Annotated in this window: 22 protein-coding genes; 13 read left to right on the top strand and 9 right to left on the bottom strand. The window is 67.1% G+C overall.

Annotation, left to right across the window (positions count from 1 at the left end; genetic code table 11):
• Positions 1-3 precede the first annotated feature (3 nt).
• Positions 4-579, bottom strand: a complete 576-nt coding sequence (locus AC4LGL_RS20920) for a TetR/AcrR family transcriptional regulator (RefSeq protein WP_491840450.1) — start codon at positions 577-579, stop codon at positions 4-6.
• A 123-nt stretch (positions 580-702) separates the two neighbouring features.
• Between AC4LGL_RS20920 and AC4LGL_RS20915 the strand changes: the two genes are divergently transcribed.
• The 3 genes from AC4LGL_RS20915 (at position 703) to AC4LGL_RS20905 (ending at position 3,301) form a co-directional block, all read left to right on the top strand.
• Positions 703-1,338, top strand: coding sequence for a TetR/AcrR family transcriptional regulator (locus tag AC4LGL_RS20915; RefSeq protein ID WP_491840449.1), 636 nt, complete (start codon positions 703-705; stop codon positions 1,336-1,338).
• Positions 1,339-1,409: 71 nt separating this feature from the next.
• Positions 1,410-2,372, top strand: a complete 963-nt coding sequence (locus AC4LGL_RS20910; RefSeq protein WP_491840448.1) for an SAM-dependent methyltransferase — start codon at positions 1,410-1,412, stop codon at positions 2,370-2,372.
• Positions 2,369-3,301: a class I SAM-dependent methyltransferase gene (locus AC4LGL_RS20905; protein ID WP_491840447.1), complete on the top strand. Its 933-nt coding sequence runs from the start codon at positions 2,369-2,371 to the stop codon at positions 3,299-3,301. The genes AC4LGL_RS20910 and AC4LGL_RS20905 overlap by 4 nt, the downstream gene beginning before the upstream one ends.
• Positions 3,302-3,364: 63 nt before the next feature.
• Here the strand turns inward: AC4LGL_RS20905 and AC4LGL_RS20900 are convergent, their stop codons facing one another.
• Together AC4LGL_RS20900 and AC4LGL_RS20895 are read right to left on the bottom strand one after the other, a co-directional pair.
• Positions 3,365-3,562 (bottom strand): hypothetical protein, encoded by a 198-nt coding sequence (locus tag AC4LGL_RS20900; protein WP_055119351.1) that lies wholly within the window; start codon positions 3,560-3,562, stop codon positions 3,365-3,367.
• Between the two features lie 159 nt (positions 3,563-3,721).
• Positions 3,722-3,901 (bottom strand): hypothetical protein, encoded by a 180-nt coding sequence (locus AC4LGL_RS20895; protein ID WP_491840446.1) that lies wholly within the window; start codon positions 3,899-3,901, stop codon positions 3,722-3,724.
• Between the two features lie 230 nt (positions 3,902-4,131).
• On the opposite strand from AC4LGL_RS20895, the gene AC4LGL_RS20890 reads away from it, so the two are divergent.
• The 6 genes from AC4LGL_RS20890 to AC4LGL_RS20865 are packed head-to-tail and all read left to right on the top strand — an operon-like array spanning position 4,132 to position 8,441.
• Positions 4,132-4,995, top strand: a complete 864-nt coding sequence (locus AC4LGL_RS20890; protein WP_055119353.1) for an SDR family oxidoreductase — start codon at positions 4,132-4,134, stop codon at positions 4,993-4,995.
• Positions 4,996-5,000: 5 nt separating this feature from the next.
• Positions 5,001-5,966: an NADPH:quinone oxidoreductase family protein gene (locus tag AC4LGL_RS20885; protein WP_491840445.1), complete on the top strand. Its 966-nt coding sequence runs from the start codon at positions 5,001-5,003 to the stop codon at positions 5,964-5,966.
• A gap of 2 nt (positions 5,967-5,968) precedes the next feature.
• Positions 5,969-6,664 (top strand): haloacid dehalogenase type II, encoded by a 696-nt coding sequence (locus AC4LGL_RS20880; protein WP_491840444.1) that lies wholly within the window; start codon positions 5,969-5,971, stop codon positions 6,662-6,664.
• Between the two features lie 9 nt (positions 6,665-6,673).
• Positions 6,674-7,396: a class I SAM-dependent methyltransferase gene (locus AC4LGL_RS20875; RefSeq protein WP_491840443.1), complete on the top strand. Its 723-nt coding sequence runs from the start codon at positions 6,674-6,676 to the stop codon at positions 7,394-7,396.
• Positions 7,393-7,896, top strand: a complete 504-nt coding sequence (locus AC4LGL_RS20870) for a DUF456 domain-containing protein (RefSeq protein WP_491840442.1) — start codon at positions 7,393-7,395, stop codon at positions 7,894-7,896. The genes AC4LGL_RS20875 and AC4LGL_RS20870 overlap by 4 nt, the downstream gene beginning before the upstream one ends.
• Positions 7,893-8,441, top strand: coding sequence for a YceI family protein (locus AC4LGL_RS20865; RefSeq protein WP_491840441.1), 549 nt, complete (start codon positions 7,893-7,895; stop codon positions 8,439-8,441). The genes AC4LGL_RS20870 and AC4LGL_RS20865 overlap by 4 nt, the downstream gene beginning before the upstream one ends.
• A 64-nt stretch (positions 8,442-8,505) precedes the next feature.
• Here the strand turns inward: AC4LGL_RS20865 and AC4LGL_RS20860 are convergent, their stop codons facing one another.
• Both AC4LGL_RS20860 and AC4LGL_RS20855 read right to left on the bottom strand, forming a co-directional pair.
• Complete coding sequence (locus tag AC4LGL_RS20860; protein ID WP_491840440.1) at positions 8,506-9,306, bottom strand: tyrosine-protein phosphatase; 801 nt, start codon at positions 9,304-9,306, stop codon at positions 8,506-8,508.
• Positions 9,306-10,556, bottom strand: coding sequence for an acyl-CoA dehydrogenase family protein (locus AC4LGL_RS20855; RefSeq protein ID WP_491840439.1), 1,251 nt, complete (start codon positions 10,554-10,556; stop codon positions 9,306-9,308). Before AC4LGL_RS20855 ends, AC4LGL_RS20860 begins: the two co-directional genes overlap by 1 nt.
• Positions 10,557-10,599: 43 nt before the next feature.
• Between AC4LGL_RS20855 and AC4LGL_RS20850 the strand changes: the two genes are divergently transcribed.
• Entirely contained in the window at positions 10,600-11,061 is a 462-nt protein-coding gene (locus AC4LGL_RS20850; protein ID WP_491840438.1) for a DUF1348 family protein, read from the top strand.
• Here AC4LGL_RS20850 and AC4LGL_RS20845 read toward each other — a convergent pair.
• Both AC4LGL_RS20845 and AC4LGL_RS20840 read right to left on the bottom strand, forming a co-directional pair.
• Positions 11,007-12,257 (bottom strand): MFS transporter, encoded by a 1,251-nt coding sequence (locus AC4LGL_RS20845; protein WP_491840437.1) that lies wholly within the window; start codon positions 12,255-12,257, stop codon positions 11,007-11,009. The two genes, AC4LGL_RS20850 and AC4LGL_RS20845, sit on opposite strands and share 55 nt — an antisense overlap.
• Before the next feature lie 46 nt (positions 12,258-12,303).
• Positions 12,304-13,185 (bottom strand): LysR family transcriptional regulator, encoded by an 882-nt coding sequence (locus AC4LGL_RS20840; protein WP_491840436.1) that lies wholly within the window; start codon positions 13,183-13,185, stop codon positions 12,304-12,306.
• A gap of 54 nt (positions 13,186-13,239) precedes the next feature.
• Here AC4LGL_RS20840 and AC4LGL_RS20835 point away from each other — a divergent pair, with 54 nt between their 5' ends.
• Both AC4LGL_RS20835 and AC4LGL_RS20830 read left to right on the top strand, forming a co-directional pair.
• Positions 13,240-13,878 carry a response regulator gene (locus tag AC4LGL_RS20835; protein ID WP_272868659.1) on the top strand — a complete coding sequence of 213 codons (639 nt, stop codon included), beginning with the start codon at positions 13,240-13,242 and terminating at the stop codon, positions 13,876-13,878.
• Position 13,879: 1 nt separating this feature from the next.
• Positions 13,880-15,046: a sensor histidine kinase gene (locus tag AC4LGL_RS20830; protein WP_491840435.1), complete on the top strand. Its 1,167-nt coding sequence runs from the start codon at positions 13,880-13,882 to the stop codon at positions 15,044-15,046.
• Positions 15,047-15,052: 6 nt separating this feature from the next.
• Here the strand turns inward: AC4LGL_RS20830 and AC4LGL_RS20825 are convergent, their stop codons facing one another.
• Positions 15,053-16,666 carry an LCP family protein gene (locus tag AC4LGL_RS20825; RefSeq protein ID WP_491840434.1) on the bottom strand — a complete coding sequence of 538 codons (1,614 nt, stop codon included), beginning with the start codon at positions 16,664-16,666 and terminating at the stop codon, positions 15,053-15,055.
• A 91-nt stretch (positions 16,667-16,757) separates the two neighbouring features.
• On the opposite strand from AC4LGL_RS20825, the gene AC4LGL_RS20820 reads away from it, so the two are divergent.
• Positions 16,758-17,672: an alpha/beta fold hydrolase gene (locus tag AC4LGL_RS20820; protein ID WP_491840433.1), complete on the top strand. Its 915-nt coding sequence runs from the start codon at positions 16,758-16,760 to the stop codon at positions 17,670-17,672.
• On the opposite strand, the gene AC4LGL_RS20815 is transcribed toward AC4LGL_RS20820, so the two are convergent.
• The coding region (locus AC4LGL_RS20815) for an acyl-CoA dehydrogenase family protein (protein WP_491840432.1) at positions 17,647-18,028 on the bottom strand (382 nt) is incomplete at its 5' end. The two genes, AC4LGL_RS20820 and AC4LGL_RS20815, sit on opposite strands and share 26 nt — an antisense overlap.

The raw sequence follows: 18,028 nt of genomic DNA, 5'->3' as shown, positions 1-18,028 counted from the left end.
ATGTTAGACCGGTTGGTCCGATCCCGGCGTGGGAGTGAAGCGGCCTGATTCCAGCGCGTCGCGCATTTGCAAGGAGATCCACTCCAGGGCGTCGGGGTCCCGGGTCAGGGTGGCCTGCTCAAAGCCGATCACCAGATACAGGCTCCAGGCCGCGTAGTACCGGGCATTGCGTTCGTGGCCGATGATCTCGTAGGCGGATTCGAAGACGATGTCGAAGCGCAGTTGGTCCACCTCAGCCTGAACGGCGTAGACGTCGGGGTCCAGCGAGCTCCACACCCGGATGGCGGCCTCGGCGCCGTGCGGCAGGGCCAGTGCCTCCTGAATGATGGAAAGGATCCGGTGGTGGGGGTCGTGATCGGCGCGCAGTGCTTCGACCACCCGTCGGGTCCGTGCTTCACGCCAGTGCGCGATCAGTTCCCGCGTGTAGGAAGCCCAGTTGGGGAAGTAGTGATAGAACGATCCGGTTGTGACGCCGAGTCGGTTGCACACCTCGGCAAGTTTGAGCCCGCCGTACCCGAGATCGGACAACACATCCAGACCGGTTTCGAAGTACGCCTCCCGCGACACCACCCCCGCCATCCGGCTAACGCTAGTTCGTCGTCAACATTTTCGGCGCGGCGGGGCTTTGCTGGTCAGCCGCATATAACGCACACGAAGATGACGGCGTCGGGGCTCTCAGGTGACGTGTGGCACAATTTGAGTGTGGCCCACATGGCGAGTCGAGGACCTGGACGTCCTCCCGCAGCAAAGGCAGCGGAGACACGCGAGCGCATCGTGCGCGCTGCCCGCGAAGTTTTCAGCGAACTTGGCTACGACGCAGCTACATTTCAGGCAATCGCGATCCGCGCGGATCTGACCCGTCCGGCAATCAACCATTACTTCAGCAGCAAACGTGTTCTGTACCGCGATGTGGTCGAACAGACCAATGCGAAAGTGATCGCCGCAGGCATTGCCAAGGCGCGGGAAGCCACCACCCTGCTCAACCGTATTTCGGCGTTTTTCGCCGCGGCCATGGATGCGGAGTCCACCGACCGGTCGGCGGCGGCATTCCTGGTGACGTCGGTGCTGGAGGCGCAGCGCCATCCCGAGCTCGTCTCCGAGGAGCACGACGCGTTGCGCAGCTCGCGGGAGTTCGTCAAGTGGGCAGTCGACGAGGCGATCGCGGGCGGCGAATTGACCACCGACACCGACATCCCGGCCATCGTGGAGATGCTGGTGGCGGTGATGTGGGGAATGGGCTTTTACGCCGGTTACGTGGGTCATCGTGACGACGTGGCGGTCATCGTCGACAAGTTCGAACTGCTGATGGCGAACAAGCTCTGGCAACTGCGCGATTGATGCTGCGGTGCCGTGAGGTGCCCCACAGCACCGCATAGATCGACTAAGTATTCGGTAGCATTGCTTGGCAAATGACTGATCTGAGCGATGTACGGCCGGGTCGGGCCGAAGGCGACAGTTGGGACATCACCGAGAGCGTCGGGGCGACTGCGCTGGCGGTGGCTGCTTCCCGTGCTGCCGAGACCGTGCAGCCCGAACCCCTGATTCGCGACGAGTTCGCCTTCCTCCTGGTGGCCGCCGCAGGTCCGGCGTGGGCGCAGCTGGCCGGTAGCGAACCGCACTGGATCGGTGACGATCCGGAGGCTCACCGCATTCACGACATGGCCCGCAACTACCAGGCTGTGCGCACCCACTACTTCGATGACTACTTCACCGAGGTCACCCATGACGGCATCCGTCAGGTCGTGATCCTGGCCGCGGGCCTGGACTCCCGGGCGTTCCGGCTGGACTGGCCGGCGGGCACCATCGTCTACGAGATCGATCAGCCCAAGGTGCTGCACTACAAGACCGAGACATTGCAGGCGCACGGGGCGCTGGCCCGGGCCGAGCACGTGCCGGTGCCGGTCGACCTGCGTGAAGATTGGCCCACGGCACTGATCGACGCGGGCTTCGACCCCGGGCAGCCGACCGCATGGCTGGCCGAGGGGCTGCTGCCGTACCTGCCTGCCGAGGCGCAGGACCGGCTGTTCGAACTCGTCGGCGCCCACAGCGCGCCGGGCAGCCGCGTCGCGGTCGAGGACTTCGCCATGGATCCGGCGCGCTTCACGCCGGAGAAGCGGGCCGAACGTCGGGCCCGCGGTGAGAACATGCGCGCCTCGCTGGGGCTCGACATCGATGCCGATGCGCTGATGTACGCGTGTGACGGGCGCGACGACGCGGCGGAATGGCTCGCTGCACACGGCTGGGACGTCGACGCGGTGTCCAGCGCCGACGAGATGGCCCGGTTGGGTCGCGCGGCCGACGTCGACGAGCTGGCGGAATTCGGTTTGGACAGCGTGCTGTTGCGCGCCCGATTGGACGGAGAATCCCGATGAGCTCACTGCGCAGCCACGACGACACCTGGGACATCGCCACCAGCGTCGGGTCGACGGCCGTGATGGTCGCCGCCGCCAGGGCCGGGGAGACCGGACGCGAGAACCCACTGATCCGTGATCCGTACGCCGCGATCCTGGTGGCCGGTGCCGGAACCGGCTTCTGGGAGACGCTGCTGGACCAGGATGTCGCCGCCAAGATCGCCGAGGTCGATGACGAGGCCGCGAAGATCTTCGAGCACATGGGCAGCTACCAGGCGGTGCGCACGCACTTCTTCGATGCGTACTTCACCGAGGCCGCGAACGCCGGTATCCGCCAGGTGGTCATCCTGGCGTCGGGCCTGGATTCTCGCGCGTACCGGTTGGCGTGGCCGGCCGGCACCACGGTGTTCGAGATCGATCAGCCGAAGGTGCTGGAGTACAAGGCCGAGACGTTGGCCGCCCATGGCGCGCAGCCGTCGGCGCAGCGCCGGGAGGTGGCTATCGATCTGCGCCAGGATTGGCCCAAGGCATTGCGGGACACGGGATTTGACGATTCCCAGCCGACCGCGTGGCTCGCCGAGGGCCTGCTGATGTATCTGCCTGCCGACGCCCAGGATCGACTCTTCGAGCTCGTCACCGAGTTGTCAGCGCCAGGAAGCCGGATCGCCGCCGAGACCGCCGGGGTTTCGGCCGGTGAGCGTCGCGAGGAGATGCGTGAGCGTTTCGAGCGCTTCGCCGCGCAGTTCAACATGGAGCAGGCGCTCAACATCCAGGACCTGATCTACGAGGATCCCGACCGCGCCGATGTGGCGGAGTGGCTGGGCGCCCACGGTTGGCGGGCCGGCGGTGTGCATTCGCTCGACGAGATGCGCCGGCTGGGCCGTTACGTGGAGATCGAGCACGACGACACGCGGGCGTTCTCCACATTCGTCACTGCCGAGAAGCTCTGAGCCCTCTGACATGACGAAAGGGGCGCCCCGATTACGGGGCGCCCCTTTTGTTTTCGTTGTCGATCAGTGGTTCGACATCGCCTTGGTGCGATTCACATTGGTGTGCTTGACCGTGGTGTCGACCTGAGGAACCGTGGCCTTCTGATGCATCTGGTGCACCCAGAGGTGGTGGTCCACCCCGGCTGAGGCGGGTGCGGACAGGCCCAGAAGGGCGGTGGCCACTCCGCTGACGAGCACTGCGGGAATTCCGAACTTTTTCATCTATTTCTATCCTTTTTGCGAACACATTCCGCACTGAACAACCGCCGGACCTGGGCGTTTATTCCTACTAAACACTCACGGACGTGGTGATGGTGGTCACCAGATGGTTCGGTTCATCGCGACGTGTCGGCGAGCCGCATCTGCCGGCGCGTCGGAGCCTCAGTGGCTCTGGTGCACGGTGGTGTCGACGTGGGGCACGGTTACGTGCGGGCCGATCTGATCCAGCCAATCGTGGTGGGACACATCGGCGGAAGCCGGGCCCGCCAGGCCCAGAACTGCGGCGGCCAGGCCGCTGGCGACAATCGTGCTGATCCCAGTCCCAATTCCGAACTTCTTCATTTCCTCTGCCTCTTTCCAACTCTTTACTTTCCTGATTGGTTCAACTAAAGGGGCGCAGCGTTGATTTCCGGATCGGCGACGTTGGCGGCAATTGACTCCCGGCTGGCAGAAACACGTCAGCCGCGCCGCGGATGAGCACTGACCGACCCGGTTAACCGGGAGTTATCCGCCCGCCGTATACAGGAGGGGAGCTGAGCCGTTTCCCGGCCCGTTATCGAGGAGGAATCCCCATGCCAGGAGTGCAGGATCGCGTTGTCGTCGTCACCGGAGCCGGCGGAGGTCTGGGCCGTGAATACGCCCTGACGCTCGCACGTGAGGGCGCCAGCGTCGTCGTCAACGACCTGGGCGGCGCCCGTGACGGGTCCGGCGCCGGACACAACATGGCCGACGAGGTGGTGGCCGAGATCAAGGCCGCCGGTGGCCGTGCCGTCGCCAACTACGACAGTGTCGCCGAGCAGGCCGGCGCCGAGAACATCATCAAGACCGCGATCGACGAGTTCGGCAAGGTCGACGGTGTGGTGAGCAACGCGGGCATCCTGCGTGACGGCACCTTCCACAAGATGACGTTCGAGCAGTGGGACGCCGTGCTCAAGGTGCACCTCTACGGCGGGTACAACGTGATCCGCGCCGCGTGGCCGCACTTCCGCGAGCAGAGCTTCGGCCGCGTCGTCGTCGCCACCTCCACCAGCGGCCTGTTCGGCAACTTCGGGCAGGCCAACTACGGTGCTGCCAAGCTCGGCCTGGTCGGCCTGATCAACACGCTGGCCCAGGAAGGCGCCAAGTACAACATCAAGACCAACGCGGTCGCGCCGATCGCCGCCACCCGCATGACGCAGGACATCCTGCCGCCCGAGGTGTTCGAGAAGCTCACCCCCGAGTACGTCGCCCCGGTGGTGGCCTACCTGATGACCGAGGAACTGCCCGACACCGACTCGGTGTTCATCGTGGGCGGCGGCAAAGTGCAGCGCACCGCGCTGTTCCAGAATGACGGCATCACCTTCAGCGAGGTGCCTTCGGTCGACGAGATCGCCGCCAAGTGGGGCGAGATCACCGATCTGTCCGCCGCTCAGCAGGCCAGCTTCAAGCTGGGCTGAAATACGTGAAGGCGCTTGTAGCGCAGGCACTTACCGGCACGTCTGGGCTGGTGTTCGCCGACGTCCCTGATCCTGTGTCGCCGGACATGGTGGTCATCGACGTCGGCGCCGCCGGCGTCTGCTTCCCCGATCTGCTGCTGCTCCGCGGCGAGTACCAGCTGCGGCTGGAACCGCCGTTCACACCGGGCATGGAGGTGGCCGGAACGGTGCGCTCGGCACCGGAGGGCTCGGGATTCACCCCGGGCCAGCGGGTGTCCGCGATGACCATGCTCGGCGGGTACGCCGAGCAGGTGGCGGCCCTGCCGGCGAATGTGATCCCCACCGCGGACGGTCTCGACGACGGCCAGGCCGCATCGCTGCTCGGTAACTACTACACGATGCAGTTCGCGTTGGCCCGCCGCGGCGGGCTGGTGCCCGGGGAGACCGTTCTCGTGCTCGGCTCGGCCGGCGGTATCGGTGTCGCCTCGATCCAGCTGGCCAAAGCCATGGGCGCCAAGGTGATTGCGATGGTGCACCGGTCCGGGGCCGAGGAGTTCGTCTCGTCAGTGGGCGCCGATGTGGTGCTGCCGCTGACCGACGGCTGGCGCCAGGCCGTCATGGATGCTACTGACGGCCAGGGGGTCGACCTGGTCGTGGACCCGATCGGCGGCGAGGCCTTCGACGACGCCATCCGGGTGCTGGCGCCCGAAGGCCGGCTGCTGGTCATCGGGTTTGCCGCAGGCGGTGGCATTCCGACGGTCAAGGTCAACCGGTTGCTGCTGCGCAACGTCAGCGTGGTGGGCGTGGGTTGGGGCGAGTTCGTCCGCCGTCACCCCGCCGCTCAAGCCCAGGTGGGAGCAGAGCTCAACAAACTGGTGGCCGGCGGGCTGCGTCCGCCTGCGCCGGTGCGGTTCCCGCTGTCCGAGGGCGCGGCTGCGCTCGATGCGCTGGCCAGTGGGCAGGTGCGCGGGAAGCTTGTCCTGGAGCCGTAGCAGTGAAAGCCCTGGCCTTCGATGTGTTCGGCACCGTCGTCGACTGGCGGTCCAGCATCATCGGTGAGCTGCAAGCCTTCGGTGAAGGCCGTGGGCTGCAACGGGATTGGTCGGTCTTCGCCGACAATTGGCGAGCCGGCTATGCCCCGGCGATGGACCGGGTGCGACGTGGTGAGCTGCCGTGGACCAGGATCGACGATCTGCATCGCGCGATCCTGGTCTCACTGCTCGAGCAGGCAGGTGTCGGGGCCGGCCCGGACGAGATCGACCACCTCAACCGGGCCTGGCGCCGGCTGAATCCGTGGCCGGACTCGGTGGCGGGGTTGAGCCGGCTCAAGCGGCAGTACGTCATCACGACGTTGTCGAACGGCAACGTCTCACTGCTGACCAACATGGCCAAACATGCTGGGCTGCCGTGGGATTGCGTGATCTCAGCCGAGCTGTTCCGGCACTACAAGCCCGATGTCGAGGCCTACCGCGGGTGCGCAGACCTGCTGGACATCGCACCCGAAGAGCTGACGCTGGTCGCGGCCCATCCTTCCGACCTGCGGGCCGCCCGCGCCGCCGGGCTCGGGACCGCATTCGTGGCCCGGCCCTTGGAGTACGGCCCGGACGCGACTCCGTACGACGTCAGGGCCGATGGTTTCGACATCGTCGCGACCGATTTTGTCGACCTTGCCGACCAACTTGGTGCGTAGCGTAGGGGTGTGGACACCGCATCGAGTCAGGCACTACGCAAGGCGCTCGAGCTTCTCGCCGATCCGCCGGCCGAGCCGGACATCAGCAAGGGGTACCTCGACCTGTTGGGCGACGGCAGTGACGCCCCGAAGAACGCGGGATTCATCCAGAAGGTGTGGGCGTCCCCGCTCGGGTCGAAGCTGTACGACAACGCCCAGGGGATCGGCCGCAAGCTGATGACGGCGTGGCAGGAACCCACCGAATGGCTGAACATCCCGCCCGGCGGCCTCGCACTCGATGTCGGCAGCGGTCCGGGCAATGTGACGGCTGCGCTGGCGCGGTCCGCCGGGCTCGACGGGTTCGCGTTCGGTGTGGACATCTCCGAGCCGATGTTGGCCCGCGCGGTCGAGGCCGAAGCGGGCCGCCAGGTCGGTTTCCTGCGTGCCGACGCCCAGAAGCTCCCGTTCCGGGACGACGTCTTCGATGCGGTGACGTCGATCGCGGTGTTGCAGTTGATCCCCGACGCGGAGGCCGCACTGGCCGAGATGGTGCGGGTGCTGCGCCCGGGCGGACGGATGGCGATCATGGTGCCCACGGCGACGAGCCGGGGACCTGCGCAGCTGTTGTCGAAGGGTGGCGCCCGCTTCTTCGCCGAAGATGAGCTCGCCGACCGGTTCGAGGGGCTGGGTCTGGAGCGGGTGCGGTCGAAGACCATGGGCACCATGCAGTGGGTGCGCGGGCAGAAACCGTGAGCACTCTCGGCGTTGTTCTCGTCGCATTGGTGATTGCCGTCGGACTTCTCGGCATCGTGCTGCCCGTGCTGCCCGGTGGTGGGTTTCTGGTCTTCGCCGCGATCGCGGTGTGGGCAGTCTGGGAGGCCAAGGCCGGGACCAACGCCACGGTTGCGTGGGTGACGCTCGGGGTTGCGGCGGTGTTCTTCGTGACGGCTGAGGTGATCAAGTACGTCTGGCCGGTACGCCGGATGCGGGCCGCGGAGGTGGGGATCTGGAGCCTGGCAGCCGGTGGGGTGCTCGGCCTGATCGGGTTCTTCGTCATCCCCGTGATCGGGTTGGTGATCGGCTTCGTCGCGGGGGTGTATCTGGCCGAGCTGGCCTCGCGTCGCGACTACCGGCGGGCCTGGACGTCAACGGTGCACGCGCTCAAAGGTGTTGCGCTGTCAGTCGGCGTCGAGCTGACCGGAGCCTTACTCGCGACGATCACCTGGGTGACGGGTCTGGTGATCGCCGCGTGACGCACTGGGACCTGGGCCCCGACTCGGGCGAGTTGCTGCTCCACACCGGGGTGACCGGCAGCGCGTCGCGGATGGGCCATCGGTTGACCATCGCGATGCGCTCGTGGCACGCGACCGTGGAATGGGATGGCGACACACCTTCGGCGGTGGAGGTGACGGTGGACCTCGACTCCCTGGACGTGCTCCGGGGCGAGGGCGGTATGACTCCGTTGTCGGGGGCCGAGAAGCTGCTGATCCGATCGAACGCATTGAAGGCGTTGCGGGCGAAGAAGTTTCCTCAGGCCCGGTTCCGGTCCACATCGATCGAGCGCTCCGGTTCTCTGGTGCGGATCGCGGGGGTTCTCGAGCTTGCCGGCCATTCCGGCGACCAGACCGTCGAGGTTGAGGTGTCCGACGATTCTGTGCTCGGCACGGCTTGCGTGCGGCACGGTGATTTCGGAATCAAGCAGTATTCGATGCTGATGGGGGCGATGAAGGTGGCCGACGAGGTCGGCGTGAGTCTGACCGCCAACCGTCCCCGACCGGCGGGTGGCGGTGCCCGTTGACTTTGACACCACGCACACCGTTACCCGCACGAATGCAGCGTCAGTTCAAAGTCAACAAGCAGCTTCAGCCGAGGAGGTTGGTCCGTAACGCGGCGAGGTCGTCGGGCGAGACCCCGGCTGCCTCGACGAAACCCGCCACCGAGCCGTAGGCCTCCTCGAGTTTGCGCCAGGCCGCGTCGAGATACTCCTCGCGCACCCCGAGCACTTCGTCGGTCAGTCTGGCCTCGGCGTAGGTGATCATCTCCGGTGCCTCCTGTGCCCGCGCCCGCACCGACTCCATGATCCGGTTCCGCAGGGACGGGATCGCGCCGTTGCTGGCGAGGAAGTCGGTAATGATGCGGTCTCGATCGACACCGACGGTTTCCAGCACGGTGGCCACGGTGAAGCCGGTCCGGTCCTTGCCGGCGAAGCAATGCGCGATCACCGGACGCTCCTGTGCCAGCAGCGAAATCACCTCGCGCACCGCGCCGTGCGCACCCGGCAGTGTCGGAAACTCCTCGTATACCTCGGTCATGTACCGCCGGGCCGCGGTGGCCACGTCCTCACCTTCGACGGATTCGGACATCACCCGCTGGAAGGTGTTCTCGTGCGGAGCATCCTGAGTCGAACCGCTGTCGGGGTGGAACGGCAGCAGGTGGACCGCGACCCCGTCGGGCACCTGCCCGGTGCCCTGCCGTTGCACCTCCTGGTGCGACCGGAGGTCGGCGACGTCGGTGATGCCGAGCCGGCGGAACACTGCCCGGCCGGCATCGGAGAGCTGGCTGAGCTGACTCGAGCGGTAGAGCAGCCCAGGCCGGATCGCGGTCTCCTCCGCGACATCCCGAAAGTTCCACGCCCCCGACAGTTCCCCCAGCTCGGTGGTCACTACGCAGTCACCGCCGAACCCGTATGGCCACACGCCGCCGCGGCCAGCGGGGACTTCTCCCGGCCGAGCTCGGCCCGGGCGATCGTGCGCATGTGGACCTCGTCGGGTCCGTCGAACAACCGCATGGCGCGGTGCCAGCTGTAGAGCCGGGCCAGTGGGAAGTCGTCGCTGACGCCCGCGGCGCCATGCACCTGGATGGCGCGGTCGATCACGTCGCAGGCAACCTGCGGGGCCACCGACTTGATCTGGGAGACCAGCACGTGTGCGGCCTTGTTGCCCTCCTGGTCGATCATCCACGCGGCCTTCTCACACAACAGCCGGGCCTGATCGATCTCGTTGCGGGACTTGGCAATCGACTCCCGCACCACGCCCTGCTCGGCCAACGGCTTGCCGAACGCGACCCGCTTCTGCACCCGGTCGATCATCAATGCCAGCGCCCGCTCGGCCGCACCGAGGGCACGCATGCAGTGGTGGATACGGCCCGGGCCCAGCCGGGCCTGAGCGATCGCGAAGCCGCTGCCCTCTTCATGTAGCAGGTTTTCCGCGGGCACCCGCACGTTGTCGAACACGATCTCGCAGTGCCCGTGCTGGTCCTGCCAGCCGAACACCGGCAGGGACCGCTGAATGTCCACCCCGGGGGTGTCCACCGGCACCAGGATCATCGACTGCTGGGCGTGGCTGGCCGCATCAGGGTTGGTGCGGCCCATCACGATCAGGATCTTGCAGCGCGGATCGGCCGCCCCGGTGATCCACCACTTGCGGCCGTTGATCACGTAGTCGGACCCGTCGCGCAGCATCGTGGTCTCGATGTTGCGGGCATCCGAGGACGCCACGGCCGGCTCGGTCATCGCGAACGCACTTCGGATGTCGCCGGCCAACAGCGGCTCCAGCCACTGCTTGCGCTGGGCCTCGTCGGCGAACAGGTGCAGGGTCTCCATGTTGCCGGTGTCCGGTGCGGCGCAGTTGAGTGCCTCGGGGGCGATCTCGAGGCTCCACCCGGACAGTTCGGCCAGCGGCGCGTAGTCCAGATTGGTCAGACCGGACTCCGACGGCAGGAACAGGTTCCACAGGCCTGCGGCCTTCGCCTTGACCTTGAGCTCCTCGACCACCGGCGGCACCGTGTGATCCTTCGGGCCCTTCTCCTCGCGATAGGCGTGGTAGGAAGCTTCTGCGGGGAGAACGTGCTCCACCATGAAGTCGGTCAACCGGGAGTGGTAATCAGCCGCTTTGGCCGACAGAGCGAAGTCCATGGCAGCCACGATAGCCACATGGTTAGACAGGTAGAAAGGTGGCATGACCGACAGCCGCCCGCCATTCCCGCCCTTCACTCTCGAAACAGCTCTCCAGAAGGTCCAAGCAGCCGAGGATGCCTGGAACACGCGTGACCCGGAGCGGGTCAGCCTGGCCTATACGCCGGACTCGCACTGGCGCAATCGCGACCTGCACATCGTCGGACGTGAACAGATCGTGGAGTTCCTGACCGCCAAATGGGAGCGCGAGCTGGATTACGTGCTGCGCAAGAGCTTGTGGGGGTTCCGGGAGAACAGGATGGCGGTGCGGTTCCAGTACGAGTGGCACGACGCGCAGGGCCAGTGGTACCGCAGTTACGGAAATGAGTTGTGGCAGTTCACACCCGAGGGTCTGATGGCCCGGCGGGAGGCCAGCATCAACGATGTCGTGATCGAGGAGTCGCAGCGGCGCTACTTCGGTCCGCGACCGGAAGCGGAGCACGGCCGCGACATCGAGCTCTGGTAATTGCGCGGGGTAAGTGTCGAGGCCAGCACCCCCGCCACCACCGCGAGGCCGATCACGGTGCCGGCCACGGCGCGCCATCCCGCGGCGTCGAACGCCAGCCCGCCGACCCAGCCGATGACGCTGGATCCCGCGTAGTAGAAGAGGTTGTACAGCGAGGACGCCTGGGCCTTGCCGTCGCCGGCGGCGGCGCCCACCCAACCTGACGCGATCGCGTGCGCACCGAAGAAACCGGCGGTGGCGATCACCAGCCCGATCAGCACCACGAAGACATTGCCGGCCAGCGTGATCGCGACCCCGGCGATCATCGTGGCGATCGAGCCGAGCAGCACGGTCTTGCGGCCGAACCGACTGGCCTCGGCGCCGGCCCGGGCGGAGGCCCAGGTGCCCGACAGGTAGGCCAGGAACACCAGGCTGACGACGGTCTGCGGCAGGTTGAACGGTGCGGCCATCAGCCGGAAACCGAGGAAGTTGTACATCGCCACGAAGCCGCCCATCAGCAGGAAGCCCTGGCTGTAGAGCACGAGCTGACGCGGTGAGCGCAGGTTCTCGGCCAGCCGCCGGGCCAGGTTGCGGGTGCGGGCCGGGGTGAAGCCCCGCGCAGGCGGGGCGAGTTTGACGAACGCGAACGCCGACAGACCGCACAACACCGCGACCACGAGGACGCCGACGCGCCATCCGGCGAACTCGGCGATCGGCCCGGTCACGAGCCGGCCGGCCAATCCGCCGATGGTGGTGCCCGCGACGTAGGTGCCTGCCGCGCGGGCGGCGTGCCCGGCATCGATCTCCTCGGTGAGGTAGGCGATGGCCACCGCGGGCACCCCGCCCAGCATCAGTCCCTCGAGCAGCCGACCGGACAGCAGCAGTGCGGCACCTGGGGCCAACGGCACGATCAGGCCGAGAACCGTTGCTGCAGTGATGGATATCGTCATGGCCTGGACCCGGCCGATGCGATCTGCCAGAGCGGACCACGGGATCACACCCAGTGCCAGTCCGACGGTGGCCGCCGAGATCGTCAAGGCGGCGTGCGCGGCGCCGGTGCCCAGGTCGTGGGCGATCAGCGGGAGTACGGCTTGTGGCGAGTACAGCTGGGCGAAGGTCGCGACACCGGCACAGAACAAGGCGGCCAGCAGCCTCCGGTACTCGGTCGAGCCGCGGGAATGCCCGCGCCATTCAACGGAGGTCAGGGAGGTGGACACTCAGCCGACGGTAGGACGCCGGCAAAGATGTGTCCAATGCATGGGTTTACTCAAGCTCATGAATATTCTGCATGATGAATTCGGCGAGGCGTGCCGCCGCGGGGGGCAGCGGGCGATCGGCGGTCCACGTCAGCCCGATCTGGCGTTTGGCCGAACTCTCCGACAGCGGCACGTACGCGGCCCCGGGTTCGGCCCGCTCGGGCCGGGGCACCGGGACCACCGCCACCCCGAAACCCGCGGCCACCAGCCCCTCCATGGTCGGGATCTCCATCGCCTCGAACACCACCGGTGGCGAGATGCCGGCCTCGGCGCACAGTTCGTCGGTGAGTTGACGCAACCCGAAGTCCGGCGCCAGGGCAACGAAGGGCTCGGCACCGGCGTCGGCCAACCGGATCCTGGACCGGCGGGCGAAACGGTGCTCGCGCGGCACTGCCAGGCACAGCCGCTCCATGTACAGCCCGCGCCAGCGAAAGCCCTCGGGTCGCGGCGAGGTGATCGCCAGGTCGGCTTGACCGCCGGCCAGGCGTTCGATGATTTCGTGGGCGGCACCCTGGAACAGCTCGAATCGCACCCGCGGAGCCTCGGTGCGGAACCGCCGCAACAGATCCGGCACGTACCAGCCGGCCTGCGAATGCAGGAAGGCCAGCCGCACCGTCCCGGTGTCCGGGTCCCGTAGCTCGGCGATTCTCTCAGTGGCTGTGCGGATTTCGCTGATACTGCGGCGGGCGTGCTCCAAGAGGATGTGCCCGTAGGCGTTGAGCCGCAGCCGCCGGTTCACCCGATCGAACAGCGGAACGCCGACCTGCTCCTCGAGCCGGGCCAGTGCGCGCGACAGGGTGGGTTGGCTGATGCCGAGTTCGGCTGCGGCGTCGGTGACATGCTCGGTTTCGGCGAGCACCACGAACCACTGCAGCTCGTCCAGATGCATACCGCCGACTCTAAACGCGCTGATCACCGGTCCGCCTGTGCCATGCTGTGTCGCATGGTCGCCAAGGTGCGGGTGGTCGTGGGTGATGACCACCCGATGTTCCGCGAGGGTGTCGTGCGCGCCTTGACCTCCAGCGGCGAGATCGACGTGGTGGCCGAGGCCGACAACGGCGCCGACGCACTGGAATTGATCCGGACCCACCAGCCGCAGGTCGCCCTGCTCGATTACCGCATGCCACAACTCGACGGGGCCCAGGTGGCGGCCGCGGTCAGCCGTGACGAGTTGCCCACCCGGGTGTTGCTGGTCTCCGCGCACGACGAGTCGGCGATCGTCTACACCGCGTTGCAGCAGGGGGCCGCCGGATTCCTGTCCAAGGAGTCCACCCGCAGCGAGCTGGTGAACGCCGTGCTGTCGTGCGCCAAGGGCCGCGACGTCCTCGACCCCAACCTGGCGGCCGGGCTGGCCGGCGAGATCCGTCGTCGCAACGAACCCGACGTTCCCGTGCTCAGCCCACGGGAACGTGAGGTGCTCGACCTGATCGCCAAGGGCCTTTCCATCCCGGCCATGGCCAAGCAGCTGTTCCTGGCCCCGTCGACCGTGAAAACCCACGTGCAGCGCCTCTACGAGAAGCTGGGCGTCAGTGATCGGGGCGCGGCAGTCGCGGAGGCGATGCGCCGCCGGCTGCTGGACTGACATGGAAGGCGGGCGCGTCGTCGAATTCTTCACCACCCAGCCCGTGCGGGTCTCGGCGCTGCTGCGGCTGCCGCTGATCGGTCTGATCGTGGTGCTGGTCTCGGTGTGGGACGTCGACCACTGGTTGCCTGTCCTGTACGCGGTGATCCTGAGCGTCTACGCCGCCGTGGCGGTGCTGTGGCTGGTGGTGGTGTTCCGCGGGCCCATGCCGCCGTGGGCCGAATGGGCCTCGACCGCAGTGGACGTACTGGTGCTGGTCGCCCTGTGCGCGGTCTCGGGCGGGGCCACCGCGGCGCTGCTGCCGGTGTTCTTCCTGTTGCCCATATCCGTTGCGTTCCAGGACCGTCCATGGCTGACCGCACTGCTCGGCGGCAGTACCGCAGTGGGATATCTCGCGGTGTGGATCCTGTATTCCGAGCGCGACGACAACGTCGGCCTGCCCGACATCGTGTACATGCACGTGGGCTTTCTGGCCTGGCTGGCGGTCGCGTCGGCGGCGTTGTCATTCGTGCTGGCGCGCCGCTCGGCGCGGGTACGGACCTTGATGGAGGTGCGTCGCCAGTTGGTTTCGGAATCCACCCGGGCCGACGATCTGCGCAATGCCGAACTGGCCGAGCACCTTCACGACGGGCCACTGCAGACCCTGCTCGCCGCGCGCCTCGACCTCGACGAGATCCGCGAACGCATCCCGGATCCCGGGCTGGACCGCGTCCATGCCGCGCTGCAGGAGACCGCCGTCGGGCTGCGCTCCACGGTCACCGCACTGCATCCGCAGGTCCTGGCTCAGCTGGGACTCACCCCGGCGGTGCGGGAACTGTTGCGTCAGTATGAGACTCGGCCGGATATCACGGTGCGGGCGGATCTGGAGGACGTCGGGCGCCCCGTTGGGCAGGCATTGCTGTATCGCGCCGCGCGCGAACTGCTGGCCAACATCAACAAACATGCCGGGGCGACCACGATTTCCGTCGGCCTCTACCGTTCGGGGGAGCGCGTCGTGCTGACCATGGCCGACAACGGCAAGGGATTCGCCCCGGCGATACTGGCCCAGTCCGTCGCCGAGGGACACATCGGGCTGGCCTCACTGCAGGTGCGCATCGATGCCATGGGCGGCTCGATGGCGATCAGCTCGGAGCCCGGGTTCGGCACCCAGGTCCGGGTCACGCTGTAGCCGCGGCTATTTCACGCAGGGGATGCCGGACACCTTCATCTGGCTCAGGTCGGTGGGGGCCGGGGTGTAGGTACCGGTCGCGGTGGCGGCCACCGTCGTCACCGGCGTGCTGGGCGTGGTCTCCTCCGTCGTCTCGCTGCTCGAGTCCCAGGTGGAGTCCGAACCGGACTCCGATGTCGCATCGCTGGATCCCGTCAGGTATTCGTCGCCGGGAAAATCGGTCCCCAGCGTCAGCTGAACGGTGCCGGCCAGCACTTCGGCCGACGGGTTCGCGATCACGCCGAGCTCGTCGGCCAACGATTGAGCAGCGGCCTCGGCGCCGGTCCCGTAGTCGATCGTGGTGGTGGCAGCCAGCGATTCGCCGTCACCGATCTGACCCTCGGTGAATCCGTGTGCGCCGAAGGTGGTTTCGAGCTGGGCGGCCAGGCCGCTATACGTGGACGCGTTGACCACGTCGAGCACCGCACCATGGCCATTGAGCGTCTGTGCCTTGCTGGTGGGTGCCGACGATGACGTGGCGTCATCCTTGGAGACGAGGTCGTGCACGATCTTGCGGATCGTGGGCACATCGACGAGGTTGATGTCCTCGCCGTTGGAATTCTGGCTGAACTCCTTGATCGGCAGGGTGTAGAGCGTCGGCGGCTTGTCGGTCAGCGCCGACGCGCGCCGGGCAAAACTGGCCAGGTCGAATCCCGCATCGAGCGCGACGTTCTGCTTGACCACGCCCAGCAGGCTGCGCAATCCGGCCGGGCTGTTCAGCGTTCCGCTCTTGCCCAGCGCCGATACCAGTGCGGCGATGAACGCCTGCTGGCGGCGGGTGCGGTCGAGGTCGGTGAAGTTCTCGTCGTTGACGTCGCGACGCTGACGCACGAAGGCCATCGCCTGGGCCGCGTCGATCTCCTGGACACCCTGGCGAAAGTCTGCCCCGGAGTATGGATCTGAGGTGTCGGCGTTGAGGCAGACGGTGATCGGTGCCACCGCCTTGGCGATTTCGAAGAATGCGCCGAGGGTGACCTCGACGAAATGGTCGATCGGAATGCCGAGCAGGTTGCGGACCGTGGCGATTTCTGCCTTGCGGCCCGCCTCACGGGCCTGCTGCTCATTGGCCGACGGATCGTCGGAGTCGGCCTCCAGCGAGTCCATCTCGCGCTGATAGGCCCAACCGTAGGCCTGCTTGACCTTGCCCTTGCACGGCGAGACGTCGCAGCCGGCCAGGTCCACGTAGTCGTCGCGGGGAATCGAGAACGCGGTGGCCGGGCCGCCGTCACCGGGCAGGTGCACCACGATCAGCACGTTGGCGTTGTAGCCGCCGACGGTCTCGTCGCCGGCGTGCAGGGCCTGGTAGACATCCTCGGGCAGCGGGTTGCCGTGCTGATCGAGCCGGCTGTCCAGCCCCATGATCAGGATGTTCTCGGTGTCGCCGGCCGACATCGGCCCACCCTCGAGGGCGTTGGACGTGGTGATGCCGTCCAGGGCCCCGTGGTAGGTCACCCAGCCCGCACCGGTACCGGCCACCACTGATGCCGCGACCAGGCCGACTGCGGCGCGGCGGGCGGCCCGCACGCCCCGATGCGGCATACGGTGCCGGGGGACGCTGGCGGCGTGGGCAGGTGTGTTCATTGCCCTGTCATTATGGGGCCGTTAGCTGAGACTCGTTCCACCGGGGAAATCTGCTGGTCAACGCCGACGTCTTGGCATTAGCGTGCGCAGGATGAAATTGCGCATCGCCGTCGTCGTGCTGCTGTTGGCTGTGGTGGTGTTGCTGCTGAATGAACTGGTGGCGAACAAGGAGCACCATCAGGCCGAGCCGTTCGCGGGCGGGCACGTGCTGGAACTGGACGGTCCCGACCTCAACGTGCGTGAGTACGGGCCGCCGGGGGAACGCGCGGTGGTGTTGCTGCACGGGTACTCGGCCTCCAGGGAGTGGTGGGAGAAGGTGGCTCCGCAGCTGGCCCGAGACCAGCGGGTGATCGCGATCGATCTGGTCGGTCACGGCGGTTCGGAGGCGCCCGCCGACGGTGCCGCGTACCGCTCTGATGCGCAGGCTACGGCGGTGCACAACGCGCTCGTGGCACTCGGCGTGCGTCACGCGGTGCTGATCGGGCATTCGATGGGCGGAGCGGTCTCGGCCGAACTGGCCCGGCAGTATCCCGACCTGGTGGAGCGGGTCGTGGTCTCCGACACCCCAGGAGCCGACGATCTGGTCAGCATGCCGCTACTCGGAAAAATGGTGTGCTGGCCGGTGATCGGGCCGGCGATGGATCTTGTCCGCGGCGTCGACGCGATCAGCGAGAGTTCACTTCAGACCGGGTTCGCCGCCGACTATCCGGTGCCCGACTACGCCCACCGTTCGTTGGAGCGACTCACCTACACCGGGTTGTGCGATTCCACCGAAGGCCCGCACCCGACCGTGGAAACGCTTGCCGCACTGCACAAGCCGGTGCTCGTGCTGTGGGGCGACGAGGATGTACTGACCCCGACGGCGCCCAATGTGGAGCGCTACACCGCGGCCGGGCTGACGCCTGTGGTGATCAAAGGGTCCGGACACACCCCGATGGTCGAGCAGCCCGATCAGTTCCTGGCCGCGGTGACGCCGTTCGTCACGACCCCAGGCCGCGCGAGATGACCAGGCGCTGAATCTGATTGGTGCCTTCGAAGATCTGGGTGATCTTGGCCTCCCGCATGTACCGCTCGACCCGGAAATCGCGGGTGTAGCCGACGCCGCCGAACACCTGCACGGCGTCGGTGGTGACCTTCATGGCGGCGTCGGTGGCGATCAGTTTGGCGACGCTGGCCTGGGTTGAGTAGGGCAGGCCGAGGTCGCGGCGGCGCGCGGCGTCCAGGTAGGTGGCGCGGGCGCTGACCACCGCGGCGGCCATGTCGGCCAACAGGAACCCGAGGCCCTGATGGTCGTTATCTGTAGGTCGGTTGCGGGTGTCCTCGACTGTCGCTGACGGTGATCGGGATGGTGTTTGCGACCGT

The sequence above is a fragment of the Mycolicibacterium arcueilense genome, assembly GCF_058536225.1.
Note: the sequence above shows the minus strand (reverse complement) of the source record. Positions and strands in the feature narration are given on the sequence as shown.

What these genes read in the sequence shown, in the direction of transcription:
- AC4LGL_RS20920 (WP_491840450.1), bottom strand. Translation starts at nt 579, where the DNA reads ATGGCGGGGGTGGTGTCGCGGGAGGCGTACTTCGAAACCGGTCTGGAT.
- AC4LGL_RS20910 (WP_491840448.1), top strand. Translation starts at nt 1,410, where the DNA reads ATGACTGATCTGAGCGATGTACGGCCGGGTCGGGCCGAAGGCGACAGT.
- AC4LGL_RS20905 (WP_491840447.1), top strand. Translation starts at nt 2,369, where the DNA reads ATGAGCTCACTGCGCAGCCACGACGACACCTGGGACATCGCCACCAGC.
- AC4LGL_RS20900 (WP_055119351.1), bottom strand. Translation starts at nt 3,562, where the DNA reads ATGAAAAAGTTCGGAATTCCCGCAGTGCTCGTCAGCGGAGTGGCCACC.
- AC4LGL_RS20895 (WP_491840446.1), bottom strand. Translation starts at nt 3,901, where the DNA reads ATGAAGAAGTTCGGAATTGGGACTGGGATCAGCACGATTGTCGCCAGC.
- AC4LGL_RS20890 (WP_055119353.1), top strand. Translation starts at nt 4,132, where the DNA reads ATGCCAGGAGTGCAGGATCGCGTTGTCGTCGTCACCGGAGCCGGCGGA.
- AC4LGL_RS20855 (WP_491840439.1), bottom strand. Translation starts at nt 10,556, where the DNA reads ATGGACTTCGCTCTGTCGGCCAAAGCGGCTGATTACCACTCCCGGTTG.
- AC4LGL_RS20850 (WP_491840438.1), top strand. Translation starts at nt 10,600, where the DNA reads ATGACCGACAGCCGCCCGCCATTCCCGCCCTTCACTCTCGAAACAGCT.
- AC4LGL_RS20840 (WP_491840436.1), bottom strand. Translation starts at nt 13,185, where the DNA reads ATGCATCTGGACGAGCTGCAGTGGTTCGTGGTGCTCGCCGAAACCGAG.
- AC4LGL_RS20835 (WP_272868659.1), top strand. Translation starts at nt 13,240, where the DNA reads ATGGTCGCCAAGGTGCGGGTGGTCGTGGGTGATGACCACCCGATGTTC.
- AC4LGL_RS20830 (WP_491840435.1), top strand. Translation starts at nt 13,880, where the DNA reads ATGGAAGGCGGGCGCGTCGTCGAATTCTTCACCACCCAGCCCGTGCGG.
- AC4LGL_RS20825 (WP_491840434.1), bottom strand. Translation starts at nt 16,666, where the DNA reads ATGAACACACCTGCCCACGCCGCCAGCGTCCCCCGGCACCGTATGCCG.
- AC4LGL_RS20820 (WP_491840433.1), top strand. Translation starts at nt 16,758, where the DNA reads ATGAAATTGCGCATCGCCGTCGTCGTGCTGCTGTTGGCTGTGGTGGTG.